This is a genomic window from Luteibacter sp. 9135 (genome assembly GCF_000745005.1).
In the GTDB taxonomy this organism is placed as follows: Bacteria; Pseudomonadota; Gammaproteobacteria; order Xanthomonadales; family Rhodanobacteraceae; genus Luteibacter.
In genome coordinates this window covers 4351939-4376634 of record NZ_JQNB01000001.1, presented here as the reverse complement: position 1 = coordinate 4376634, position 24696 = coordinate 4351939, and the positions used below count along the sequence as shown (strand labels likewise).

Here is a 24696-nt window from a genome sequence, read left to right as displayed (position 1 = left end):
GCTCGACGGGCCGCCCTGGCTCAAACGATGTTGGTCCACCGCCACCAGTCGGTCTTCTTTTCCTCGCGGACGAAGGTGAACAGGCCGGCGCCCAGGATCAGCACGATGCCTGCCAGCATCGGCCAGTCCAGTTGGTCGTGGAAGATCAGGTAGCCGAACAGGATGGCCCACAGCATCTGGCTGTACTGCGTGGGCGCGACACGCGCCGCGGGAGCGTTCTGCGTGGCCAGCATCAGCAGCACGGCGCCCGCCGCGGCGAGCAGTCCGTAGCCAAGCACCAGCAGCCATTGATGCGCGTCCGGCCAGACGAAGTGTGGAAGCATCATGATGAAGCCGGCGATCATCGGCCCGACCACGCCGGCGCCGTAGAGGGTGATGCGCTTCTCGGTCGCGCCGGCCATGCGCAGGGCGATGATGGACAGGGCCCCGGTGATGCCGCAGATGATCGCCGCCACGTGGCCCTGGCCCAGATGACGGAAGCCGGGGCGAAGCACCACCAGCACGCCCAGGAACCCCACCACCACTGCCGACCAGCGCCGCCAGCCCACATGCTCGCGCAGGAACACCACGGAAAGAATGGTGACGAAGATGGGCAGCAGGAAGATCAGCGAGAACGCTTCGGCCATGGGCAGGGCGGTGAACGCCATCACCGCGGTGATGTTGCCGATGGCCCCCGCCATGGCGCGCAGCAGCCACAGGCCGGGCATCTTCGACACCACGATCTCGCTCCAGCGGTCGCCGGGCTTCTTCAGGAAGGGAAACGCCGCCATGGCCAGGACGGCGCCGAAGAAGACCGCCTCGTAAGGCGGCAGCGAGCCTTCGAGGGACTTCACGAAGGCGTCGCTCCATGCGTAGGCGGCGTAGCAGGCAAAGCCGAGGAGTACGCCTTTGAACATGGGGGTGATCCTGGGAGCGGGGACGGCCCATTATGCAGCCGTCCCCCCCGGTTGGAGCGGGCGTCAGTCGTTCGCCGGGCGGAAGCTATCCGGATCGGCGAAGGTCAACCCGTGTTCGCCGCGCACGATGTGCAGTTTGCCGTTGGCGACCCGGCTGTCGGCGTCGATCTGTCCGGCGTATGGCGCGGACCCCTGCAGGCCGCCGGCGTGGCGTGTCCACAGCTGCTTATTGGCGCCGAGTTCGCACGTGGCCCATTGGATATTGAACGGTGAGAGCAGGGTCAGGCAGCGCCCTTGCTGGTTGATGATCGGACCCCTGGCCGATGGCCCGGGCATGCGGGCGTTGGCCGTATCTTTCAGTCGGGTGGTGAGGTGCAGCGGGCCGTTGCCCTTCTCGGGGATGCCGACGAGGTCGCCATCGCGATCGATGAACCGGAGCAGGCCCTTTTCCCTGGGAATGTCGTTCGACGAGGCGGCAAGGCCGGCTCCGGATGCCGTCAGGCCGGCCAGGAGGGCGACGGGAGCGAGGAAACAGCGCATGGTGCATTCCTTTCATGCGGGGAGGGAGGGGCTATGCTCGCAAGTCGCGCTCCTGGGCCGATGTCAGCTTTGGTCGCAGATCATGTAGGCGCTTGCCGATCGAACATGTTGCGGGACGCCATGACCGACCCCTGCCCGGAGGTCTACAATCGGCGGTTTCCGGCCGCCCACGTACGAGTATCCGCATGGCTCACCGTCTCGACCCGCTCGATCTTTACGATGTCCGCTCGCTGCTCACCGACGAGGAGCGTGCCGTGCAGGATGCCGTCGGCCGCTTCGTCGACGAGAAGGTGCTGCCGATCATCGGCGATGCCTTCGAGCAGGGCCGCTTCCCGGCCGAGCTCGTGTCCGAGATCGCCTCGCTGGGCCTGCTCGGTGCAACCCTGCCCGAGGAGTACGGCTGCGCCGGCATGAACGCCGTCAGCTACGGTCTGATCTGCCAGGAGTTGGAGCGCGGCGATTCGGGCCTGCGCAGCTTCGCCTCCGTGCAGAGTTCGCTATGCATGTATCCGATTTTCGCTTACGGCTCCGAGGAGCAGAAGCGCGAGTACCTGCCGCGCATGGCGGCGGGCGAGGTCATCGGCTGTTTCGGGCTCACCGAGCCGCACGGCGGTTCCGATCCGGCCAACATGAAAACCACGGCCCGCCAGGATGGCGGCGACTGGGTGATCAACGGCGCCAAGATGTGGATCACCAACGGCAACCTGGCCCATATCGCCATCGTCTGGGCGCAGACCGACGACGGTATCCAGGGGTTCGTGGTGCCGACCGACACCAAGGGCTTCACCGCCCAGGAAGTCCACAAGAAGATGAGCCTGCGTGCGTCCGTCACGTCCGGCCTGTTCTTCGACGATGTCCGCGTGCCGGACAGCGCCCGCCTGCCGAATGTGAAGGGCCTCAAGGGTCCGCTCGGCTGCCTCAACCAGGCGCGCTTCGGCATCACCTGGGGGCCCATCGGTGCCGCGCAGGCCTGCCTGAAGGAAGTGCTCGACTATTCCTCACAGCGGATCCTGTTCGGTCGGCCGCTGGCCGCCAACCAGGCCGTACAGATCCGCCTGGCCGACATGGCCCGCCGTGTCACCACCGCGCAGCTGCTGTCGCTGCAGCTGGGCCGCCTGAAGGATGCAGGTCGCCTGCAGCCGACCCAGGTATCGCTGGCGAAGTGGAACAACGTGCGCATGGCGCTGGACATCGCGCGTGATTGCCGCGACATCCTTGGTGGCGCGGGCATCACCACGGAGCACTCGGCGATCCGCCATGCGCTGAACCTGGAATCGGTCATCACCTACGAGGGCACCGAGACCGTGCACCAGCTGGTGGTCGGCCGTGAACTCACGGGCATCAACGCGTTCTGAGCTTCCTTTCCAGCGAGTCTTCTGCCTCCATGTCCGTTCCGCACCCGATCGCCGCCCGCCACAAGGGCTTCAACCGCGCCGAAATCGTCGACCAGAATTTCGTCGAGTTCGTGCAGTTCTGGCAGGGCGACGTATCCTGCGCGCCGCACGACGATGAGCCGGTCCTGCCGGGCAGTGCGCTGGACGCGCGCGGTTTTCGCGAGCTGCTGGAATCGCAGCTGATCAGCCGGCACCTGGACCTGATGGCACGCGTGCTGCGCGTGCAGAACAAGGTGTTCTACACCATCGGGTCGTCCGGCCACGAAGGCAACGCCATGGTGGCGCGCCTCACGCGACACACCGATCCGGCGTTCCTGCATTACCGTAGCGGCGGCTTCATGGCCGAGCGCTTCCGCAAGTTGCCCGGCATGGACCCGGTGATGGATTCGGCGCTGTCCTTCGCCGCCAGCCAGGACGATCCCGCTTCCGGTGGCCGGCACAAGGTATGGGGTAGCAAGCCGCTGTGGGTACTGCCGCAGACCTCGACGATCGCCTCCCACCTGCCCAAGGCGCTGGGCACCGCCATCGCGATCGAGCAGGCACGGCGCATCGGCCATGCGCTGCCGATCCCGCAGGACTCCATCGCCATCTGTTCGTTCGGCGATGCCTCGTCCAACCACGCCACTGCGCAGACCGCCTTCAACGCGGCAGCGTGGACGGCCTACCAGAAGCTGCCTGCGCCCGTGCTGTTCGTCTGCGAGGACAACGGCATCGGCATCTCGGTGAAGACCCCCGGCGGCTGGGTGGCCAACAACTTCCGCCACCGTGCGGATCTGGACTACTTCCACGCGGATGGGCTGGATCTGGCCGGCGGCTATGCCGATGTGCAGCGCGCGGTAGAGCATTGCCGGCGCACGCGCCGGCCCACCTTCCTGCATCTCACCACCACGCGGGTGATGGGCCACGCGGGCACCGACTTCGAGATCGAATGGCGGGCGATCGAGGAACTGGTCGCGCTGGAAGCCACCGATCCGCTGCTGCGCAGCGCGGCCATCGCGCTGGCGTCGGGCCTGTACACCAAGGACGACCTGCTCAACCTCTACAACGCCACGCGGCACCGCTGCTTCGAAGCGGCCGAAGACGCCGACCGCCGGCCGCGCATCACCTCGCTCGCCGAGGTGATGGCCCCGTTGGCGCCGTACACCCCCGACGCGGTGCACGCCGAGGCCGAGCGTAGCGCCCATGCCGCCGAACGCGAACGCGTCTTCGGCGGCGCGGATCGCCTGCCCGAAAGGCAGCCGCCGAAGCATATGGCCGTCCAGATCGGCCAGGCGTTGCACGACCTGATGGCCAAGTATCCGGAAAGCCTGCTGTTCGGCGAGGACGTGGCGCAGAAGGGCGGCGTGTACACCGTAACCAAGGGCCTGCACAAGGCGTTCCGCAATACGCGTGTGTTCAACACGCTGCTGGACGAAACGATGATCCTCGGCCTGGCCCAGGGTTACGCCAACATGGGCATGTTGCCGCTGCCGGAGATCCAGTACCTGGCGTATTTCCACAACGCCTGCGACCAGATCCGTGGCGAAGCGGCGTCGCTGCAGTTCTTCTCCAACGACCAGTACCGCAACCCGATGCTGATGCGCGTGGCGTCGCTGGGTTACCAGCGCGGCTTCGGCGGGCACTTCCACAACGACAACTCGATCACCGCGCTGCGTGATATCCCGGGCCTTGTGGTCGGCTGCCCGAGCCGCGGCGACGACGCTGCCACCATGTTGCGCACGCTGGCTGCGCTGGCGAAGGTGGACGGCCGGGTCACGGCGTTCCTCGAGCCGATCGCCCTGTACATGACCAAGGACCTCCACGAGGCTGGCGACGGCCAGTGGCAGTTCGGCTATCCGGCACCGGGTGAGGCGATGCCGCTGGGCGAGGGGCGTGTATACGGCGAGGATGCAACGGACCTGGTCGTGTTCACCTTCGGCAACGGCGTGCCCATGAGCCTGCGTGCCGCGCGGCGCATCCAGGCGGCGCATGGATGGAAGGTGCGCGTGGTCGATCTGCGGTGGCTGGTGCCGCTCAACGACGCCTTCATCGCCGCCCAGGCGGCCGGGGCGAAGCGCATCCTGGTCGTGGACGAGGGGCGCAAGAGCGCGGGCGTGGGCGAGGGTGTGATCACGGCGATCGTGGAAGCCGGGCTGGGTCATCTACCGCTGCGGCGTGTGGTCGGCGCCGATACCTTCACGCCGTTGGCGGGCGCGGCTTTCCTGGTATTGCCTGGTGATGACGACATCGTTGCCGCTGCGGATGTATTGGCTGGCGGTTAGGATTCGACCGCGAGACCGCGAGACCGCGAGACCGCGAGACCGCGAGGCAAGAGCCGGCGGGTGCCACCCTCGTGGCCACGCCTGCGGCGACCCGTCAAGGAAAGGCCGCTCCGCGGCCGTATCTCTATTCCCCTTCGTGGCGGGTCGGGCTTCGAACGGGGGTTTCCGATTCGACTTCCTGTCTCAGCGGAAACGGCCGGCCGTCCTGGCCGGCCCCCTTCGGGCCTTGTCCGTTCGAATCCCTCGCCTGCGGCTACCGGCCACGAGGGTGGCACCCGCCGGCTCTTCCTCAAACTGAGGTGGCGTGTGGGCAGTGCAGAGCGGGGGTTCGCTTCGTTGCTGGGAACGCTCGCTTGCCTGTTGCGCACGGCATCTGTCGCCTTAGGTGTGTTGAGGGTTCGCGCACGAGCGTGCGCTCCTACACAGCCGGCGGATCAGGCGTGAATAGACCGGCCCTACCTTCGTGGTAGGAGCGCACGATGTGCGCGAACAGCCAACAAAGCGGTGACGCCGTATCCCGACCCCTGCTCGTTCACCCCGTGCGCTGCTCGCCCAACACGCCACCTCAGTTTCGGGAAGAGCCGGCGGGTAGCCCCCTCGGTGCCGGTAGCCGCAGGCGAGGGATTCGAACGGACAAGGCCCGAAGGGGGCCGGCCAGGACGGTCGGCCATTTTTGCTGAGCCATGGATGGCGAATCAAAAATCCCCGTTCGAAGCCCGACCCGCCCCGAAGGGGAATAGATAAACGGCCGCGCCAGCGGCCCTTCCTTAGCGGGTCGCTGTAGGCGTGGCACCGAGGGGGCTACCCGCCGGCTCTTGCTCCAACGCCCAGGCTTCAAAGCTCAACGCGATGCCGAAGGCGAGCCTGCCACCGTTAAACCACCGGCACCCACCCCTCACCGCGCCAACTTGGCCTCTCGCCGTACCAGCGTCGGCCCGGCAGGCCCGGAACACACCACGCGGTTGCGGCCCGCCAGCTTTGCCGCGTACATCGCGGCATCCGCACGCTCGATCAATGACTGCAACGTATCCGCCGGCGTGCGCAGCGCCACGCCGATGGACACGGTGAGCGGCTCGCAGTCGTCACCCAGGTGGACGTCCAGACGGGTGATACGGCGACACAGCCGCGTCGACACCTGCATGGCGTTGTCGCGGTCCACGCCCTGCAGCAAGGCGACGAACTCTTCCCCGCCGAAACGCCCCAGCAGGTCCGAGGGACGCAACTCGTCGCGCAGTGCGGCCGACACGGCCACCAGCGCGCGATCGCCGGCGGCATGGCCGTAGCGATCGTTGAGTTCCTTGAAGTGATCCAGGTCGAGGAAGAGCAGGGCGATGGGACGCGCCATGCCCTGGTCGAGCCGTTCCAGCGCGGCGTCCGTCCATGCGCGACGATTGTGCACGCCAGTCAGCGGGTCGCTGTCTGCCAGCTGGCGCGCGCGGTCGCGGTCGTGCCGGATGGTCAGGGCACGATCGGACAGGCCGATCGACAGGACGATGGCCTCGAACGCACCGAAAGCGATCGCCGCGTCCGGCAGCCAGGGCGCACCCGCCAGCATGCCTTGCTCCTGCGCGCCGCACAGGGCGGTCAGCACGAGCAACGGTGTCCAGCCGACGAGGAAGAACCACGCATGCCGCGAGCCGCGGGCGGCGGCCATCGCGCCGGCGACCAGCAACAGCGACGCGCCGATCAGCAGCAGCGGCTGCAGCAGCAGCGCCGCTGTCTGCACCAGGACGCCGACGCCGGTGGCCCGCAGTACTACCAGCAGCGGCATGCCCACGGACAGTGCCAGCACCGGCATCTTCAGCAGCGGGGCGTAGTCGTCGATCTTCGCGAAGCGCAGCAGGAACAGGGCCGAGAACGACACCGACAACGCCGTGGCCGCGGCGGCCAGGGTGTCACCCATGCCCGCCAGCGACTCGAACTCCAGCGGGTGGAAGATGTAGCCCGTCTTCACGCTCTGGATCAGCACGTAGCAGACCAGGTAGGCGGCGTACCAGCCGAACGTCATGTCGCGCAGGATGACCGCGAAACACGTGGCCATCAGTGCCATGGTCAGGATGACGGCGAAGCATGCCGTGGCGAAGGCCACCCAGCCGCTGTCCTCACGCAGGTAGTCGGGCCACGAACGGGTCGACACGGTGATCGCGCCGGGCGGCATGCCGGTCGGTTCGAACTTGAGCAGGATGGGCCGGGAGGCCGGTATCGAAGCCGGCAGGTTGAACATCAGGCGCCCGTGACCGTGCACCACGGGACTGAAATCCTCCAGCGAGGTGGTGGCCACCCGGCCGTGCTCGTCGTACAGCGAGACGGCGCCCAGGCCCGGCGTGTTGATGCTGACCACCCGATCGCCGGGGGTCCATGGCGGCAGCTGCCGCAGGATCACCCAGGTTCCGTCGGCTGCACTGGGAAAGACCTGCATGCGCGCCGGATCGAACGACGTCAGGGGGCGGGTGTACGCTTCTTCGAGCACGTTGGCGGGCACGTCACCGGGGTGGGCGTCGCGCCAGTTGCCGGTGAGCGTGGCGGCCGGCGCGGCCATGGTGAGGAACAGCAGGCAGGTGCTGGCCGCCTGGAGCAGGCGATGGAGCCAACGTTGCTGTGCGTCCCTCGAACCCATGCCCGTCCTGCGTCCAGCGATTGCCACCGGCGACCGTATTGTGCCGTCAATCCGGGGAGCTTGTCCTGAGTGCCGTTCCGGTCAGGTGAATGTCTGCTTCGTGGCCGGTGCGGCCAGGCCACCGAAGCGCTCCAGCAACTGCGTCTGCGCGTCCCGTACCGGCTGGCCGGTGGCGGGCTGCAGCAGGGAATAGCCGCCGTCGGCCTGCTGTATCCAGGCGGAGTGGTTGTCGGTCAGGTAGAGCTCGAGTTCCCGGCGAACGCGCTGGCGCAGTTTCTTGCCCTCGATGGGGAAGCAGGTTTCCACGCGGCGGTCGAGGTTGCGCTCCATCAGGTCGGCGCTGGCAAGGAACAGGTCGGGCTCGCCGTCGTTGTGGAACCAGTAGACCCGGCTGTGCTCGAGGAACCTGCCCACCACCGAGCGCACGCGGATGTTCTGCGAGACCCCCGGGATGCCTGGCCGCAGGCAGCACATGCCGCGCACGATCAGTTCCACCTTCACTCCCGCCTGGCTGGCCCGGTACAGGGCGCGGATCAGTTTCGGGTCGGTGACGGCATTGAGCTTGAAGACCAGTTCCGCCTTCTTGCCCGTGGCGGCGTGCAGGGCTTCGCGCGCGATGAGGTCGAGCAGGCCCTTCTTCAGCGTGAATGGTGCGTAGAGCATGCGCTTCATCTTCAGCGCCTTGCCCATGCCGGTGAGCAGGCGGAACAGGCGGTGGACGTCGTCGCACAGCGCCACGTCCGAGGTGAGCAGGCTGTAGTCGGTATACAGGCGCGCGTTGCCGGAGTGGTAGTTGCCGGTGCCCAGATGGGCATAGCTGACCAGCTTGCCGTTCTCGCGACGTTGCACCAGCATCAGCTTGGCGTGGGTTTTCACGCCGACCACGCCATAGGTGACCACGGCGCCGGCCTGCTGCAGGCGCGAGGCCAGGCTGAGGTTGGATTCCTCGTCGAAGCGCGCGCGCAGCTCGACCACGGCGGTGACTTCCTTGCCCGAGCGCGCGGCTTCCACCAGCGCATCGACGATCTCGGAATTGGCGCCGCTGCGGTACAGCGTCTGCTTGATGGTGAGGACCTGCGGATCCTTGGCGGCCTGGCGCAGGAAGTCCACCACGGGGGAGAAGGACTCGAACGGGTGGTAGAGCAGCACGTCCTGCTTGCCGATCACGGAGAACATGTCTTCGGCATCGGCCAGCACCTTGGGCAGGGCGGGCACGAAGGTGGGAAATTGCAGCGGCGCGTACTGCGGTTGCAGGGTCATCTCGAACAGGCGGGCCAGGTTGACCGGGCCGTTTACCTCGTAGAGCGAGTCGGCTTCCAGCGCGAACTGCTTCAGCAGGTAATCCACCAGTGGCTTGGGGCAGTTGTCCGCCACTTCCAGGCGAACCGCGTCGCCGTAACGGCGCGAGAAGAGTTCGCCGCGCAGGGTGCGCGCAAGGTCTTCGACGTCTTCGGGGTCGATGGTCAGGTCGGCGTTGCGGGTAAGCCGGAACTGATAGGAGCCCAGCACGCGCATGCCCGGGAACAGGTCGTCCGCATGCGCGTGGATGATCGACGACAGCAGCACGTAGTTGTCGCCGTCCTCGCAGATGTCGGCCGGCATGCGGATGAGCCGTGGCAGGATGCGCGGTGCCGGGACGATAGCCAGGCCCGAGTCGCGGCCGAAGGCGTCGGTGCCCTCCAGTTGGACGATGAAGTTGAGGCTCTTGTTGACCAGCCGCGGGAACGGATGCGTGGGGTCGAGTCCGATGGGCGTGACCAGCGGCGCCACCTCGTGGCGGAAATACCGGCGTATCCACAGTTTCTGCTTGTGAGACCACTGGTTGCGCCGGACGATGCGGATGCCCTCCAGCGCCAGCGCCGGGAGGATGTGGTCGTTGAGTATCCGGTACTGGCGGTCGATCTGCCGGTGCGCCACCTCGGCGATCTCGGCCAGCACGCGCCGCGGCGGAATACCGTCGGCCCCGATCACTTCGTGGTCGAAGGCGATCTGTTGCTTGAGTCCGGCCACGCGGATCTCGAAGAACTCGTCCATGTTGGACGAGAAAATCAGCAGGAACTTGAGCCGCTCGATGAGCGGCTTGGATTCGTCCAATGCCTGATCGAGCACCCGGATGTTGAACTGCAGCTGGGACAGCTCACGATGGATGTAGAGACTACTGTCGCCGAGGTCGATCTCCGGCATCTCGGGAACGGGCGTGAGCCTGGCAGCGGTAGGCTTCGGCGCGGCCGGCGTCTCGGTGGGTGGCGTCATCGTGTCCAGGGCGTCGTCCTCGTCGCGAATTACGACGACCCCATGGTACGCCGCCCGGTGAAGCTTATGACCGCGCCCTTACATCCCGGTGACACAGCCATCGGGCCTTCGTACAGGCTGGCAGCGATATCAGACCACCTGCGGCTCGGGTTCAAGGGTGATGCCGAACATGGCTTCCACGCCGGCGATCACTTTCTGCGCGAATGCCCACAGCTGCGGACCGGTGGCTTTGCCGTGGTTGACCAGCACCAGGGCATGCCGGTTCGACATGCCGGCATCGCCGTCGCGCGCGCCCTTGAATCCCGCGGCTTCGATCAGCCATCCGGCGGACAGCTTGGCCGTGCCGCCGGCATGCGGCCAGGCGGGCAGGCCAGGATGCGCTAGCGCCATGGCATCGGCCTGCACGGCGCCGACGATGGGGTTCTTGAAGAAACTGCCGGCGTTGCCGATCACCGCGGGGTCCGGCAGCTTGCGCGAGCGTAGGCGGATCACGGCCTCGGCCACGTGATAGGGCGTCGGGCGCTGCACGCCCATTGCTTCCATTTCCTCGGCGATGCCGGCGTAGTCCAGCGACAACGGCCGCTCGCGCGGCAGGCGGAAGGTCACCGCCACGACGATCCAGCGACCGGCCTGCTGCTTGAAGGTCGAGTGGCGATAGGAGAACGCGCAGGCGGCCTTGTCCAGGATCACGAACTCGGCCTGCTGCGTGTCCCAGGCTTCCACCGTATCGATGAATTCCGCCACTTCCACGCCATACGCGCCGATGTTCTGGATAGGGGAGGCGCCCACGGTGCCGGGAATGAGGATCAGGTTTTCCAGACCGGCCAGGCCCTGGCCCAGCGACCAGCGGACGAAGTCGTCCCAGCGCTCCCCGGCGGCCACGCGGACCAGCACGTGGTCGTCGCGCTGGAAGGTCTCGACACCGCGGTTGGCAATCGCCAGTACCGTGGCGTCGATGTCGCCGCGGATCAGCAGGTTGCTGCCTTCGCCGAGCACCAGCACCTTGCCGCCCGCGATGGCGGGGTAGGCCAGTACCTCGGGCAGCCGTGTCACGTCGTGCACCTCGGCCAGCAACCGCGCGCGCGCATCCACGCGCAGCGTGTTGCGGCGGCCCATGGCGGCATCGCTGGTGAGCTGGAATCCGCCCATGTCGACCGGTTCGTTGTTCATGCAGGCAGGCCCCGGCGACGGATTTCGGTCACGGCCTCGGCCACCAGCTTCGGTCCGCGGAACACCAGCCCGGAATACACCTGGACCAGCGCGGCGCCCGCGGCAAGTTTTTCCGCCGCCGTGTCACCGTCGACGATGCCGCCGACGCCGATGATCGGCAGGCGATCGCCCACCCGTGCCTTCATGGCGCGCAATACCCCGGTGGCTTTGTCGAACAAGGGGCGGCCGGAAAGGCCACCCGCTTCCTGCGCATGCGGCGCACCCGCCACGGTGTCGCGATCCACGGTGGTATTGGTGCAGATCACGCCGTCGATACCCGAGGCCAGCAGCACGTCGGCGATGGCGTCCAGTTCGACGTCCGACAGGTCCGGCGCGATCTTCAGCAGCATCGGCTTACGTGCACCGTGCCGGGACGCCAGGCGTTCCTGCGCCTCGCGCAGCGTGCCGATGAAGCGGCGCAGCGTGTCCTCTTCCTGCAGGTCGCGCAGGCCCTGGGTGTTCGGCGAGGAGATGTTCACCGTGACGTAGCTGGCCAGGGGATAGGCCAGCTCCAGGCAGAGCAGGTAATCGTCGACGGCGCGCTCGTTGGGGGTGTCCTTGTTCTTGCCGATGTTGATGCCGAGTACCCCACGGAACGTGGCTTTCTCCACGTTCCGCACCAGGGCGTCGATGCCGCCGTTGTTGAAGCCCAGCCGGTTGATCACGGCCTCGTGGCCCGGCAGGCGGAACATGCGCGGGGTGTCGTTGCCGGGTTGCGGACGAGGCGTGACCGTGCCGATCTCGAGGAAACCGAAGCCCAGCGCGGCCAGCCCGTCGAGGTGGGCACCGTTCTTGTCCAGTCCGGCGGCCAGGCCCACGGGATTGGGGAAGTCGATACCAAACGCCCTTACCGGCAGATCGGCCGGCGGCGTGGCGATCCACCGGGACAGGCCGCTGCGTTGCGCCACATCGCAGGCGTAAAGGGTAAGGTCGTGCGCGGTTTCCGCATCCAGGGCGAACAGCAAGGGGCGAATCAGGTCGTACATCAGGTGTCCGGATGACCCGCGAAGATGCGGGTGTCGTAATCGAAGGCGATGGTACCGCCCGACTGCGTGGCGTCGAACAGTGCGCGTAGCGCGACCAGCAGCGGTTCGTGGTTCGGGTGGCCGGCCATCGGCATGTAGGAGGATGACAGCGTACGGCCCAGCAGTTGCGCGTAGTCGAGTCGCTGCGTATGCGGGAACGATGCCATGCCGCGGTAACCGTGCCCGAACCAGCGGGCCATGGTGTCGTCGTCGGCGTAACGCTCGGCCACGCTGACATAGTCGATGCCGTACTGGTGCAACAGGCGCTCGTAGCCTTCGAGGAAGGGCGTGCCGACCAGCCGGCGCGTGTTCCAGAAGATGGCGACGAGGCCACGCGGCGTGAGCAGTCGCGCGAACTCGCGGCGCACCGCCACGGGATCGAACCAGTGGAACGCCTGGCCGGCAATCACTAGGTCCACCGAGGCGTCCGGCAAGCCGGTGGCCTCCGCGGTGCCGTCATGGGCCCGGAAGCCTTCCGCGCCCGCCAGCCACTGCCGTGCCGCGTCGCGCATCGGTGCGTTCGGCTCGACGCCGGTCACGCGGTGGCCGGCATCGAGGAACAGCCTTGACGAGATACCGGTGCCGGCGCCGATATCGGCCACCGTCCAGTCGGCATCCACGCCCAGCCCATGGAGCCAGCCGACCAGGGCTTGCGGGTAATCCGGCCGGTAGCGGACATAGTCCGCCACGCGATCGGAAAAACGTTCCGTGGAGCGAAGGTCGGTCATGGCGTCATCCGCGCGTCAGAACTCGAACTTGATGCCCTGCGCCAGCGGCAGCGAGTCGGAGTAGTTGATGGTGTTGGTCTGGCGGCGCATGTACACCTTCCAGGCATCCGAACCGGACTCGCGGCCACCGCCGGTTTCCTTCTCGCCGCCGAAGGCGCCGCCGATTTCCGCGCCCGAGGTGCCGATATTCACGTTGGCGATGCCGCAGTCCGAGCCGGCGGCCGACAGATAATGCTCGGCGGCCTTCAGGTCCTGCGTGAAGATGGCCGACGACAGGCCTTGCGGTACGGCGTTCTGCTGCACGATGGCATCGTCCAGGGTGTCGAACGGCATCACGTAGAGGATCGGTGCGAAGGTCTCGGTCTGGACCACTTCATCGGTGTTGCTCAGGCCGGTGACGATGGTCGGCAGGACGAAGTTGCCCTTGCGGTCGGTCAGGGCCTTGCCGCCCGTGCGCACGGTGCCACCGGCCGCCTGGGCGCGGGCCACGGCGTCGACGAAGGCCTGCACGGCTTCCGGGCTGTTCAGCGGGCCCATCAGCGTGGTGGCCAGCGTGGGGTCGCCGATCTTCTGCTCCACCTGGCCGTAGGCCTTGACCAGCGTGTCCACCACCTGGTCGTGGATGGAACGGTGCACGAGGACGCGGCGCGTACTGGTGCAGCGCTGGCCCGCCGTGCCCACGGCACCGAACACGATCGCCGGGATGGCCAGCTTCAGGTCGGCGGTCTTGTCCAGGATGATGGCATTGTTGCCGCCCAGCTCCAGCAGGCTGCGGCCCATGCGCTTCGCGACGCGCTCGCCGACGGAGCGACCCACCTTGGTCGAGCCGGTGAAGCTGATCAGCGGGATGCGCTTGTCGTCGACGAAGGCCTGGGCGAGGTCGGTACCGGCATCGTTGAACAGGAAGAAGATATCCGGGAAGCCCGCTTCGCGCAGCGCCTCGTTGCAGATCTTCATCGTGGCGATGGCCGAGAGCGGGGTCTTGGGCGAGGGCTTCCAGATGCAGATGTCGCCGCAGATGGCGGCAAGGAAGGCGTTCCACGCCCACACGGCCACCGGGAAGTTGAAGGCGCTGACGATGCCGACCAGGCCCACCGGGTGCCACTGTTCATACATGCGGTGCCCGGGGCGCTCCGAGTGCATGGTGTAGCCGTACAGCATGCGGCTCTGGCCGACCGCGAAATCGGCGATGTCGATCATCTCCTGCACTTCGCCATCGCCCTCGGGCTTGATCTTGCCCATTTCCAGGGCGACCAGCGAGCCAAGGGCGTCCTTGTGCCGACGCAGCGCCTCGCCGCACAGGCGCACCGCCTCGCCGCGGCGGGGCGCCGGGGTGGTGCGCCACACCGTGAAGGCCTCCTGGGCCCGCTGGACGATGGTCTCGTAGTCGGCCGCGCCGGTGGCGTGCACCGTGGCGATCGCCTCGCCCGTGGCAGGGTTGACCGGCGTCAGGGTGCCGGCGTCGGTAGCGGACGCCCACTCCCCGCGGCCGAGGTAGGTGCCCGATTCGGTGGCATTGAGACCGAGCGCGGCGAGGATCTTCGAGGACATGACGACTCCTTGGACGACGCGTCAACGGAATGCCGACGCGACCTAAAACCGCGATTCTAGCAAACGTGCCCTTCACACTCCGTTGTGCGGCGCGGAACGCACGTAGTCGTCTTGTCACGATGGACACGGACAGAAAGCACCTGGCGAAGACGCGCCGACGAGCACGCTGAACCCCACACCTCATCCGGACGGAGGGCACCATGGTGCGTATCTACGAGGTTCCATTCCACCCCCATGCCGGCCGGGCGTGGGAGGTGCGCGTGTCGGGCAAGGTGATCGAGCGTTGCGATTCGCGATACGACGCACTGCGGTGCGCGGTAAGCAGGGCCTCCAGCGACGGCGGCGATGCGCGCATCGATGTCGAAGGCGCCGATGGCGTATGGCGCCCCTTCGGTACGGATATAAAACGGCCGGTGGCTCTCCCCATGGCCGCCCTGCGTGCTTCCGCGCCCATCACGCATTAGCGGACGTTCGGAAACATCCCATCGCCAGTGTGTACCTCGCTCGATTACAGGCGAAATGCCTTTACCTTGTCCAGGTTCATAGCCTCCATGACCACCGGATCGGCAGCTCCGAAACAGTACGCCTGGACGATATGGGCGTTCTTCTGTGCAAGGCTGCCGATCGTTCGATCCGACTTGCGGTAGATATTTGTCACCGTAATACGGCGACCGGTCTGCGCCTGTAGATGGGAAGCCAACTGCTTGTCCATCTGGAAAAACCCAGGCTCTCCGAGTGTTCGCCGCCCGTTGCGCGTGTAATTGTCGCCCCTCGGATATCCGTGAACCCCGCTCAGGATGTGGATGTCCTTATTGTCCATCGTGCTGTAAGCCAGACTAGTGACTTTGCTCTCTATGTCGTTGCCGGATACGAATGTGTCGGCCGCATAAATGGTCCCTCCTGCGCGGTTCGGACGTTCATGCCATTTAGGCCTGACCCAGCTTCCTTGGACACGCCCGGGAATCTTTTTTGTTACCGCTTCCTTCCGGTAGAGTTTGACTATCCTGCCTGACGCATGCTCCCATTTTTGTTTCACGCTTTTAGGATTGAGCGTGCCTGGGTAGGGCTTTCTCGCAATAAGGTTCGGTGGCGCTCGCATCGCACCGCTGTCGAGCGTGCGTCCGACGAAACGGCGCGATGCTCCGCCCCCTGCTCGACCCGCGCCAGGTAGCGCCGACACCCCGCCCATGGCGGCGGACCCCAGCCCCGTAGCCAGGGCCACCCAGCCCAGGATGCCCGCTGCGCCATCCTCACCTGCTTCCGCGGCAACGTTTGAGGCCAGGTCGACGGCGGTGGCTGTCACGTCCAGCACCGTGGCGGTAGCCATGGCCATCATGCCCGGCGTGGCTACCGCGCCGGCGAGGCTGCCGGCTGCTGCGGCGCCCACGAGTCCCGCCATCATCCCTCCGGTGGCCACGGTGGCGATCACGGCGCCCACGATACCGACCGCCACGCCGAGCCAGTCCAGCCAGGATTCGCCGGTCGGATCGACGCGGTTGATCGGGTCGCCACCACAGTAGGCATAGCGGTTCAGCCCGCCCGCCTCGAAAGGGCTGGCGTGGTCCGGGCTGAGAAACCGCCGCAAACGAGGCGAGTACAGACGATCGCCCAGCAGATAGCAGCCGGTGCCGTCTTCATGGTTCTCACCAGCAAAGCCGCCGCGAGCACCGTCCCCGGACGTGTTGCGTTCACCGTAGGCGCCGTACGTGCGCCAGTGGAGCCTATCTCCGGCCTCCATCACGACGGAGCCCTGCGGATCGGTGCCCAGCAGCCAGGTGGAGCGCACGGCGTGGCTGAGGACGGTTTCCGCGATCGCCACATCGCCAGCGCGTATGAAACGTCGCTCGTCGTCGTCGCTGAACTCGCCGTAGAGACGACCATCGTCGTAATATCGGTACGCTGTACCTCGGGCGCTATCCACAGACGTCGCACGGCCATCGGGGCCATAACGGTAGCCGCGGCGTTCGCCGTCCTTCGGTGAGGCGAACGCGAGGCGTCCCGCCCCGTTCCATTCGAAGCTGCCGCCGACCCCGTCATTCACGAGACGACCGGCCTCGTCGTAGCGCATCACCGCGCGGCGCTGCCGACTGACGCCGTTATCAGTAAGCGTCGTGGCGACGGCGGTGACGCGGTCGCGATCGACGGGGTCGTGCTCGTAGCGGGTCGCTTCTCCGCTTCCGTCGACGAACGTGGTGTCGACCGCCAGCAGGTTGTCCAGGCAGTCGTAGGTGAAGCTCTGGCGTGTGAAGGGTCGCCCCATGTCGTCGACGGGGAGATCGCCGGTGGCCGACGAGATCGCGTGGCAGGACAGACGTCCGCGCACGTCGTAATCCATCGATTCGCTCCGATAGATATCGCCTGTCCCGTCGTGCCACTGCTTGCCGATCAGCTTGCCGTCGTCGCGCCAGGCGAGCGCAAGCGAACGCCGGGTTGTCGTGCCTTGCCGTTCGTGGGTCCATGTCGTGCGCGCGATTCGGTCGCGATCGTCATAGGTTACGGTCTCGGTCAATGCACCGTCGGCGTCACGGCTGGTGCGGCTGTGAGGGCGGGATATCGCGTCATACGCAAAACTCACTTCGACAACGAGCGCATCCGCGGCGTCGTAATCGGTGGTGCGGGTGACACGGCCGACATCATCGTAAACGAACACGCGACGCATGCCGTCGACACCGGTTTTGGCCTGTTCCAGGCCGCCGGGTGAAATTTCCACGCATGTACTGCGGCTGAGGGTGCCGCTCGTGACGATGTCCTGCTCGGTCATGCGGCCCAGATAATCGGTACGGAAAAGCATGGCGCCCGCGTCGGAACTAAGGCTGGCGGGCATGCCCGTGACGGGCGCGTAGGTGGCCTGCATGAGCACCTGCGGACGTGCGCCGCGCAGGGTTTCGGTCAGCAACGCTTCGCCCAGCCACGCGTCGTAGGTGCGATCGATGACGGCGCCGTCCGGCCGTTCCTCGCTGGCCGGGCTGATCTGCCTTGCGACATAGCCGAGTTTCCAGTTCAGGCTTCCCGCCGTTTCCTGGGTCAAACGGGTCAGGCCGTCGTAGCGACGCGTGCCCAGAACGATCGGGGCGGTTTCGCCAGGCGCGGTGACGGCGAGGCAGGCGATCAGTTCGTCGGTCTGGCCGGTGGCATAGGTCCTCGTGACCACGCTGCCATCGGGAAGCAGCGTCTCCGTCAGGCGGCCGAAATGATCCCACCGCTGACGCGTCACACGGCCCATGGTGTCGCAGGCTTCGATGCAGCGACCCAGCCCGTCGTAGAGCCAGGTTTCGGTAGTGCACGCTACCGGGTTGCTGTCGGTATCCCAGCAACCGGTCTGCACGCGCCGTTGGCGACCGGCGGCGTCCTCATCAACCGACTGCCAACCGCCGGTACGCACGCCGCCGGCTTCCTGCCAGGTGATGCGGTGGGTCATGACCTCGCCCGCCTCATCGTTCAGCGAAGTCAGGGCGCGCGTGTGGCTGCCATCGGGGGCCACCGTATCGGTGCACTGACCCCAATCGTCGTAAGTGTAGCGCGTCGTCAGCGCGAGCCGTCGGCCATCGGCCAGTCGGTCGAAAGCGATGTCTTCGACCACGTCGCCGAAGGCGTCGTACACCGTCTCGCCGACGATCTGCATTCCACCGTCGGGGAGCGGCTCTTCCTGTGCGATCAGTCGCCCCTGTTCGTCCAGCCATTGCCGGTGCGCCAGCCCCGTGCTACCGATGCGGGTGACCGACCGCGACGCGCGGGTGAGCCGGTATGTCCAACGGTTGGTGGAACGCTGGCCGACACCGTCGCGGAAATCGACTTCCTCCGTGAGGCGGCCCAGGTTGTCGTAGGCGCGACGTATCTTGTTGCGGGCCATGTCAGTCGTTTCGAGAGCGAAGCCGCCTACCAGCGCGAGCACGTCCTCGGTGACGCACACGATGCCGTCGGGTGTGGTGTCGGTGGTTTGCAGTGTCACCGTACCCAGGGCGTCGGTGCGATAGGACAGCTCACGCGTGTGCTTCTTGTCGTCCACGGTATGCGTTTCCCGCGTCAGCGCGCCGTGATGCGCGCCCTGGTCGACGATGAAGGCCTGCTGGCTTTGCGTCAGTGGCTGCCCGCTGTCGCCCAGCGTGGTCCATTCGGCGATCGCCTGCACGTAGACAGCATCCGCGTCGGCCTTGGAGTGCTTGCGCTTGCGCTTGCGCTTGCGTTTGGGCAGGGCGGCACGTTTGGGCAGGGCGGCACGTTTGGGCAGGGCGGCATAGGTGTAGTGCGTGGTGACGGTCGGGCCGCCCCCCGGTCCGGGTATCACCGTGGCGCTTTTGAGTCGACGGACCAGTTTGAACGGATCGCCCGGACATCGACCGGCCTCACCTTCGAGCGGAAAGTACCTGAACCGCTCTTCTATGCCCGACGCCGTATCCAGTCGGCCAGTCAGGTTGCCATCGGCGTCATAGTCGCTGAGAACCACGGTGACCTGCTTCACGGCGTCGTCGCGGGTGTCGTAAACAGCGGTGGTGACTGCATGGGGAAGCTGGAAGTCCGCCGGCTGGTCGTCGAAGGGCCGACCCCGGACGTTGCCGTACGTGATCGTCACCGCCTGTTTGACGGTGCCTCGATGCGTGGTTTCCGCCGTCATGAGATGAAAATGATCATAGTCACGGCTGATGCTGCACAGGGCCTTATCGTCCTCGTTGCGCTGGGTTTCCGTCGATCCGTAACGGAAATCGTCGCCACCGACATGACGCAGCAGCTGGTCCACCCTGCTTTGCCAGTCGGGTACGATGGGATAGCCGTAGAAGTTGGCATAACCGTGGTTGTCGTACGTATAGGACGATGCCTGCACGAAGCTCGTTCGTGGGGCCCGACGGGTATCTGTGCGGGCGATCGGTGACGCGGCGAGCATGCGCGTTCGCACCACTACCGCCGGCATATAGGCCCGCGGCGCGCCTCGGGGCAGGATAAACGCATGCTCGTCGTATTTCACTTTCTCTTGGATACCGTCCGGCGAGTCGATCGAGGCTAGCAGGCAGAGGGGCGGCAACTCGAGCGTGTTGATGTATCCGAAGGCCCACAGGGGTTCTTCGTCCGTCAACTTGGGGCCCTCGTTGAGTCGGGCGATCGCAGGTATGCGCACCCGTTGCAATTGGGCGCCTTGTCGTTCGAAGACCACTTCGAGCGGCTCCGTCAGGCCAGTGGCCAAGTGCAGCGTTATCTGCCTCAGGTCCGGATAGTCGATGCCGAGCAGCACGGTACCCTCGTCATCGGTGATGCCTGCCAGCACGACGGTGCCGTGGGGCCCGAGCGTCCAGGCCAGATGCAGCGCGTCACCACTGGGGCTGGCGATCCTGACCGTCCGCATGATCGACGGATCGTGCTGCATCTTTTCGAGGTACTCGACCACCCCTGTCGCGTGCTCGAGCGTGGCGTTCGCCATGCCGGCCCCCCGTGTGAGGCGAAAGCTTTCCAGCTTGCGATCGGGAAACCGCGCGGCGTATCCAGGAAAGATCCAATCGATGCGATGGGTGTCGCCACTGTCGAGGGTGAGCATGTTGGAGTTGAGGTCCAGCTCGGTCATGCCGAGCAGCCAGCCCTCGCCGAAGCCGTGGTCGACGGTGCTTAGGGGGCTGTAGCGCAGCCGAAAACCGAGCCCTGGGCCGCGCAGGCGGTTTCCCTTGCCGACCGGTAAGTCGATGCTTGCCGAATACATGCCGGTGCGCGGATCGACCGCCCCGCTGATGTTGCTGTAGAAGCCGAATGCACTGGAGTAGAAGTCGTCCTTGACTAGTGCGGTACCGGCGCCCTTGCTTTTATCGTCCATGCGATGGACCCCTTCAGGTGACTTGTAGCTCGTCGCGTGTGCCGGGGACGAATTCGATCGAGCACGTCTGGTCCGAGCCATAGGCGTCGATCATGGTCACGATCATCGGGCCAAGGGGTGGATCGACATGGTCGCGGCGCGGTATGTCGATCCGGCCACACAGCATGATGACGCCCTTGCCCGGCTCGGCCGCTGCGAGCGTCGGCCTGGGTTGACCTCCGGTCGGTACAGCCTCGTTCCAATGGATGTGCGTGTCACCGGGCTCGGCATAGCCCGTGTAACACGGGTTCTGCGTCGATGGCAGGTTGTCGATCCAGTGGATCATGCCCGCCGGTGTGCACTGCATGTGTTTCAGGGCGATCACGCGGCCGTCCTGTATCGACAGCGTGACCGTATCGTTGAAAATGGCGGCCTTGTCGGTATGGCGAAGCTGTTCCAGCTGAAACTGCCCGCGCCCGTATTCCAACGGTGTATCGGGGCGGACGCTCTTATCCCTTCCCGTGTCGATAATCGTGTTAAATGCCGTTGTCCCATCCGGCGCGAATACATAGCCATCGGTGCGGTATCGCCAGCCATTGTCTCCCGTTACCACAAAGGCGAGGCTCAGGGGACCACCGACGGCACCCGCATCGGCGGTAACGAAAAGCTCCACGTAATCTCCGCCGGCCATCGGCGTCGTCTCGTCTGGCGACGCCTTGTCCTGTGTAAGCGTGGCGGGATGGAAGAGGTAACCACGCGGCTCGCGTTGGGCCGACCAGCCCTTGTAGGACTCTCCCGTGGCGTCATTGGCGAAGGGAATCTCCGCGTCGGGCGCCATGTAATCGATGAGGCGGATGCTGGCTCGCTCGGTCGCCGTCAGCTTCACGGGCTGAGCATTCTTCTGGGCTTCGATGTAGGCAATCACCTTGGACTGCTGCCTGCCGTTGGCATAGAGCATCGGATGCTGGATATCGAACGCTACCCTGGCGATAATCCATTCTGGTCCCAGCATCGGTTTTGTGGGCTTATTCCGGCTCATGTTTTGTCTTCCTTGGCATGGCGCGGGGCGCGGCCTGTTTTGGTGAGGATCAGCTCGTTGACCTTGCCGGCGAATGCGATCGACAGCTGGTGGTCGTTGCCATGCACATCCATGATGTGGAGAGTCATCCGGGTGATGGCGGCGACGCTTTTTTTGTCCTTGTCCAGAAAGCGTGCCGCCACGTTGCCCATGAGCAGGCCCACCACCACGCGATCGACCGCTCGTCCGACCAGGTTGCCGATGCACTTGTCGAACATCTCGAGCGGTTTGTAGAGGAGGGCGGCGCCAGGGTTCTCCGGCACCTCGCCCTGCGTATTCCTTTCAGGATGTGTCGCCCGGCTTACAACCTCGAGTTGGGCCAGGGGAGGTAGCGGGAAGTTTTCGGGCTTCTCCGCACCCGGTTGGCCGTAATAGCTGATGGCCCATTTGACCGCGTCGCCGACTCCGCCGGACGCGTAGATCGCAAATCCGGGGGGCTGCTCCGGCGCCCCGCTCACCGACTTGAGATGCAGCAGGGTGCCTTTGTAGCTCACGTGCAGGTAGTGCTCGCGTGTCCAGTAGAAGTAGTCCTGGCTGCCCACGCGTACCGGAGTGAGGTAGCCCTCGTTCGTTATGTCACCGTAGCTGCTGGCGGGAAGCGAAGGAAACGCGGTGGGATGGACGATGACGGAGGAATTGAAGCGGCCACCCTGGCCCTCGCCGACCGGGTCCTGGGCGCTGGCCGTGTTCGTCGTGATGTACTGCGGGGAGCCCCCTTCGGAAGGCAGGCGAATGCGCGCCGCCAACTGGCGATCCTTGGTGGACGTCGTGGATACATAGAACGTCAGTGTGGTCTTGCCCTGCGCATCGGGAAGCGGGTGCGGCTCGGCTGCGACGACGATGGCGCTGTCGGGTGCGGTGGCCACCGCCACCAGCGCTTCATCCCAGACGTAGCCCGCGCTGGTGGATGAAAAAGCCCAGGTCAGGTCCGCCGGGTGGTTTTCCAGGCGCGGCAAGGGCTCACCGGTGACATAGTCGATCAGTTCGATCGTGGCGATGTCCGCCGCCGACAAGTCGACCGAATTGCCGTTGTTGTCGAGCGCGGACAGGACAATCCGAACCTCGCATTGCTGTCGTCCGTTGTTGAAGACGTGCAACGTGGGCTCGTTATCCGGGAATACGTTCTTGTAGATTCTGAACAATGCGAGCTGGGCCCACGACTGGGCCTGTGCATGTGAGGTGCCTGTTGACATGGCGACGTTCCTTGTCGTTTTCGGGTGGATTCATTCGGCGCGAGCGGGCGGGGCCGGCACGTTGATCTTCATACAAGATACCTTGCCGTCCAGCCCGTTTTTATAGTGGGCCCTCTGCGAGTAGACAGTATCGCCATCGCTGCCGTACCCGCTATCAAAATCGTATTGGAAGCTACTGGCAAACGTGTGCGCGACTCGCTTGAGGAAGGTGAACTTCACCCAGTCGTCGCTCGTGAGGCATTCCGGGTCGTCATAGAGTTCGATGACGGTGCCCGGCGGCATCCTTTCGAACTCGATCGATCTGGCCTCGTCGTTCGCGCAGTTGCCGTCTTTTTTTTGGAAGCGGAACATCTGGGAAAACGGTTCGGCGAGGCCAATGGTGCACACAACGTTCTGCGACGTGTTATTGCCTTCGAACAACCGCACCTGGGGCGGCTCGCTTTGTGGTTGCGCAACGGCGGCCTGTGTCTGCGCCGTAACGCGCCCGGGGCCGGCGAGAAGGCAGAAGGCGAGCAGCCCCGCGTGGAGGGCGACGTTCCGTGTCATGGGTGTTTCCTTGGCCGTCCTGGCCATCGTGGGTGGGACGCCTGTAGTGATATCCCAGGACCGTGCCCGAATCTATCGGCCGGAAGTTGTAGGGGCGATTCGGCTTTCGTTCCGGGGGGCCGCTCGGTTATCCTGAGGAATGTCGGCCCCGTAGCTCAGCTGGATAGAGCGTCCCCCTCCTAAGGGGAAGGTCGCCCGTTCGAATCGGGCCGGGGTCACCATCCTGAGCAGGCGCACCCCGCCGGAGCAGCCCATGACGCGTACCTTCGACGCCATCATCGTGGGTGCCGGCCAGGCCGGCCCCGCCCTCGCAGGCCGCCTCACCGCCGCCGGCAAGCATGTGGCCATCATCGAGCGGCACCTGGTCGGCGGCACGTGCGTCAACACCGGCTGCAAACCGACCAAGACGCTGGTCGCCAGTGCCTACGCCGCCCACCTGGCACGGCGGGGCGCCGAGTTCGGCGTCGGCGTCGGCTCCGTTACCATCGACATGCCGACGGTCGCGGCCCGCGCGCGGCAGGTGATCCTGGACGCGCGCATGGGTAACGAAGACTGGCTCGCCGGTATGCCGGGCCTGTCACTGATCCGCGGTCACGCGCGCTTCGTCGGCCCCCGGCGTATCGAGGTCGACGGCGAGGCGCTGGAGGCGGCGCAGGTCTTCCTCAATGTGGGCGGGCGGGCACAGGTGCCGGACTTCCCGGGGCTGGACGGGGTCGACTTCCTCACCAACAGCACGATCATCCCGCTGGAGACGCTGCCGGCCCATCTGGTCGTGGTCGGCGGCAGCTACATCGGGCTGGAATTCGCCCAGATGTACCGCCGGTTCGGCTGTGAGGTAACCGTCGTCGAGAAAGGACCGCGCCTGGTGGCCCATGAGGACGAGGACGTCTCCGCGGCGATCCGCGCGTTCCTCGAAGCGGAAGGCATCGCCGTGCGCACCGACGCCTGTTGCATCACGGTGCACACCGATCCCGCCGGGGTGCGCGTGGGCGTGGATTGTCGCGAGGGGGCGCCGCACGTCACGGGCAGCCATGTGCTGCTCGCGGTCGGGCGTCGGCCCAACACGGACGACCTGGGTCTACCCGCAGCCGGCATCGCCACGGACGAGCGGGGATACATCATCGTGGACGACCACCTGCGGACCACCGCCGACGGCGTCTGGGCGATGGGCGACTGCAATGGTAAGGGGGCCTTCACTCACACCGCGTGGAACGACTACGAGATCGTCGCCGCCAACCTGCTCGATGGCGCCGCGCGCAAGGTAAGCGACCGCATCCTCGGATACGCGCTCTACGTCGATCCGCCACTCGGTCGCGTCGGCATGACCGAGACCCAGGCACGGTCGTCCGGTCGCCCCTTGCTGGTATCCAAACGACCGATGAGTCGCGTGGGACGCGCAGTGGAGAAGGGCGAAACGCTGGGTTTCATGAAGCTGGTGGCAGATGCGCAAACGAAGCAGATCCTGGGCGCCGCCATCCTGGGTGTCGGCGGCGACGAGGCCATCCACGGGATACTCGACATGATGAACGCCCGCGCGGACATCGACACGCTGCAATGGGCGGTGCCCATCCATCCCACGGTGTCGGAGCTTATTCCCACGCTTGTCGGCGACTTCCAGCCCGTCGCCTGACG

16 protein-coding genes and 1 tRNA gene are annotated in these 24696 nt (G+C 65.9%); 5 read left to right on the top strand and 12 right to left on the bottom strand.

Features of this window, described 5'->3' with window-relative positions; all coding sequences use genetic code 11:
- Nucleotides 1-20 precede the first annotated feature (20 nt).
- Together FA89_RS18590 and FA89_RS18585 are read right to left on the bottom strand one after the other, a co-directional pair.
- The gene (locus FA89_RS18590; protein ID WP_036143122.1) at nt 21-896 is read right to left on the bottom strand and encodes a DMT family transporter; all 876 of its coding nucleotides are present in this window, start codon (nt 894-896) and stop codon (nt 21-23) included.
- A 63-nt stretch (nt 897-959) separates the two neighbouring features.
- Nucleotides 960-1436 (bottom strand): hypothetical protein, encoded by a 477-nt coding sequence (locus FA89_RS18585; protein ID WP_036143120.1) that lies wholly within the window; start codon nt 1434-1436, stop codon nt 960-962.
- A 185-nt stretch (nt 1437-1621) separates the two neighbouring features.
- Here FA89_RS18585 and FA89_RS18580 point away from each other — a divergent pair, with 185 nt between their 5' ends.
- Nucleotides 1622-2791 (top strand): acyl-CoA dehydrogenase family protein, encoded by a 1170-nt coding sequence (locus FA89_RS18580; RefSeq protein ID WP_036143118.1) that lies wholly within the window; start codon nt 1622-1624, stop codon nt 2789-2791.
- Between the two features lie 29 nt (nt 2792-2820).
- Nucleotides 2821-5091 carry a thiamine pyrophosphate-dependent enzyme gene (locus FA89_RS18575; RefSeq protein WP_036143116.1) on the top strand — a complete coding sequence of 757 codons (2271 nt, stop codon included), beginning with the start codon at nt 2821-2823 and terminating at the stop codon, nt 5089-5091.
- Between the two features lie 895 nt (nt 5092-5986).
- Here FA89_RS18575 and FA89_RS18570 read toward each other — a convergent pair.
- From FA89_RS18570 to amaB, 6 genes are all read right to left on the bottom strand, one after another.
- Nucleotides 5987-7708: a sensor domain-containing diguanylate cyclase gene (locus FA89_RS18570; RefSeq protein WP_051938970.1), complete on the bottom strand. Its 1722-nt coding sequence runs from the start codon at nt 7706-7708 to the stop codon at nt 5987-5989.
- Nucleotides 7709-7789: 81 nt separating this feature from the next.
- Nucleotides 7790-9961 carry a polyphosphate kinase 1 gene (ppk1, locus tag FA89_RS18565; protein ID WP_051938967.1) on the bottom strand — a complete coding sequence of 724 codons (2172 nt, stop codon included), beginning with the start codon at nt 9959-9961 and terminating at the stop codon, nt 7790-7792.
- Nucleotides 9962-10090: 129 nt separating this feature from the next.
- Nucleotides 10091-11131, bottom strand: a complete 1041-nt coding sequence (gene murB / locus FA89_RS18560; RefSeq protein WP_240003934.1) for a UDP-N-acetylmuramate dehydrogenase — start codon at nt 11129-11131, stop codon at nt 10091-10093.
- Nucleotides 11128-12156 (bottom strand): quinone-dependent dihydroorotate dehydrogenase, encoded by a 1029-nt coding sequence (locus FA89_RS18555; RefSeq protein ID WP_036143112.1) that lies wholly within the window; start codon nt 12154-12156, stop codon nt 11128-11130. Before FA89_RS18555 ends, murB begins: the two co-directional genes overlap by 4 nt.
- Complete coding sequence (locus tag FA89_RS18550) at nt 12156-12923, bottom strand: class I SAM-dependent methyltransferase (RefSeq protein ID WP_036143109.1); 768 nt, start codon at nt 12921-12923, stop codon at nt 12156-12158. Before FA89_RS18550 ends, FA89_RS18555 begins: the two co-directional genes overlap by 1 nt.
- A 15-nt stretch (nt 12924-12938) precedes the next feature.
- Nucleotides 12939-14474, bottom strand: a complete 1536-nt coding sequence (gene amaB / locus FA89_RS18545) for an L-piperidine-6-carboxylate dehydrogenase (RefSeq protein ID WP_036143107.1) — start codon at nt 14472-14474, stop codon at nt 12939-12941.
- Between the two features lie 200 nt (nt 14475-14674).
- On the opposite strand from amaB, the gene FA89_RS18540 reads away from it, so the two are divergent.
- On the top strand, nt 14675-14938 hold the full coding sequence (locus FA89_RS18540; RefSeq protein ID WP_036143105.1) for a hypothetical protein: 264 nt from the start codon (nt 14675-14677) through the stop codon (nt 14936-14938).
- Nucleotides 14939-14982: 44 nt separating this feature from the next.
- On the opposite strand, the gene FA89_RS18535 is transcribed toward FA89_RS18540, so the two are convergent.
- From FA89_RS18535 to FA89_RS18520, 4 genes are read right to left on the bottom strand one after another with little or no spacing between them, the layout of a single operon-like run.
- The gene (locus FA89_RS18535) at nt 14983-20268 is read right to left on the bottom strand and encodes an RHS repeat-associated core domain-containing protein (RefSeq protein ID WP_036143104.1); all 5286 of its coding nucleotides are present in this window, start codon (nt 20266-20268) and stop codon (nt 14983-14985) included.
- A 13-nt stretch (nt 20269-20281) separates the two neighbouring features.
- Nucleotides 20282-21286 (bottom strand): hypothetical protein, encoded by a 1005-nt coding sequence (locus tag FA89_RS18530; RefSeq protein WP_185754466.1) that lies wholly within the window; start codon nt 21284-21286, stop codon nt 20282-20284.
- Nucleotides 21283-22518: a hypothetical protein gene (locus tag FA89_RS18525; protein ID WP_036143100.1), complete on the bottom strand. Its 1236-nt coding sequence runs from the start codon at nt 22516-22518 to the stop codon at nt 21283-21285. The genes FA89_RS18530 and FA89_RS18525 overlap by 4 nt, the downstream gene beginning before the upstream one ends.
- 30 nt (nt 22519-22548) lie before the next feature.
- Nucleotides 22549-23064 carry a hypothetical protein gene (locus tag FA89_RS18520; protein WP_036143099.1) on the bottom strand — a complete coding sequence of 172 codons (516 nt, stop codon included), beginning with the start codon at nt 23062-23064 and terminating at the stop codon, nt 22549-22551.
- A gap of 144 nt (nt 23065-23208) precedes the next feature.
- Between FA89_RS18520 and FA89_RS18515 the strand changes: the two genes are divergently transcribed.
- Together FA89_RS18515 and FA89_RS18510 are read left to right on the top strand one after the other, a co-directional pair.
- Nucleotides 23209-23285, top strand: a tRNA-Arg gene (locus FA89_RS18515).
- 32 nt (nt 23286-23317) lie between these two features.
- Nucleotides 23318-24694, top strand: coding sequence for an FAD-containing oxidoreductase (locus FA89_RS18510; RefSeq protein ID WP_036143097.1), 1377 nt, complete (start codon nt 23318-23320; stop codon nt 24692-24694).
- The last annotated feature ends 2 nt before the right edge of the window (nt 24695-24696 follow it).

Bases quoted from the DNA above. Each gene is read 5' to 3' on its own strand.
- FA89_RS18535 (WP_036143104.1), bottom strand. From the start codon at position 20,268: ATGGACGATAAAAGCAAGGGCGCCGGTACCGCACTAGTCAAGGACGAC.
- FA89_RS18585 (WP_036143120.1), bottom strand. From the start codon at position 1,436: ATGCGCTGTTTCCTCGCTCCCGTCGCCCTCCTGGCCGGCCTGACGGCA.
- FA89_RS18525 (WP_036143100.1), bottom strand. From the start codon at position 22,518: ATGTCAACAGGCACCTCACATGCACAGGCCCAGTCGTGGGCCCAGCTC.
- FA89_RS18530 (WP_185754466.1), bottom strand. From the start codon at position 21,286: ATGAGCCGGAATAAGCCCACAAAACCGATGCTGGGACCAGAATGGATT.
- FA89_RS18590 (WP_036143122.1), bottom strand. From the start codon at position 896: ATGTTCAAAGGCGTACTCCTCGGCTTTGCCTGCTACGCCGCCTACGCA.
- murB (WP_240003934.1), bottom strand. From the start codon at position 11,131: ATGAACAACGAACCGGTCGACATGGGCGGATTCCAGCTCACCAGCGAT.
- ppk1 (WP_051938967.1), bottom strand. From the start codon at position 9,961: ATGACGCCACCCACCGAGACGCCGGCCGCGCCGAAGCCTACCGCTGCC.
- FA89_RS18575 (WP_036143116.1), top strand. From the start codon at position 2,821: ATGTCCGTTCCGCACCCGATCGCCGCCCGCCACAAGGGCTTCAACCGC.
- FA89_RS18540 (WP_036143105.1), top strand. From the start codon at position 14,675: ATGGTGCGTATCTACGAGGTTCCATTCCACCCCCATGCCGGCCGGGCG.
- FA89_RS18510 (WP_036143097.1), top strand. From the start codon at position 23,318: ATGACGCGTACCTTCGACGCCATCATCGTGGGTGCCGGCCAGGCCGGC.
- amaB (WP_036143107.1), bottom strand. From the start codon at position 14,474: ATGTCCTCGAAGATCCTCGCCGCGCTCGGTCTCAATGCCACCGAATCG.
- FA89_RS18550 (WP_036143109.1), bottom strand. From the start codon at position 12,923: ATGACCGACCTTCGCTCCACGGAACGTTTTTCCGATCGCGTGGCGGAC.
- FA89_RS18570 (WP_051938970.1), bottom strand. From the start codon at position 7,708: ATGGGTTCGAGGGACGCACAGCAACGTTGGCTCCATCGCCTGCTCCAG.
- FA89_RS18580 (WP_036143118.1), top strand. From the start codon at position 1,622: ATGGCTCACCGTCTCGACCCGCTCGATCTTTACGATGTCCGCTCGCTG.
- FA89_RS18555 (WP_036143112.1), bottom strand. From the start codon at position 12,156: ATGTACGACCTGATTCGCCCCTTGCTGTTCGCCCTGGATGCGGAAACC.
- FA89_RS18520 (WP_036143099.1), bottom strand. From the start codon at position 23,064: ATGACACGGAACGTCGCCCTCCACGCGGGGCTGCTCGCCTTCTGCCTT.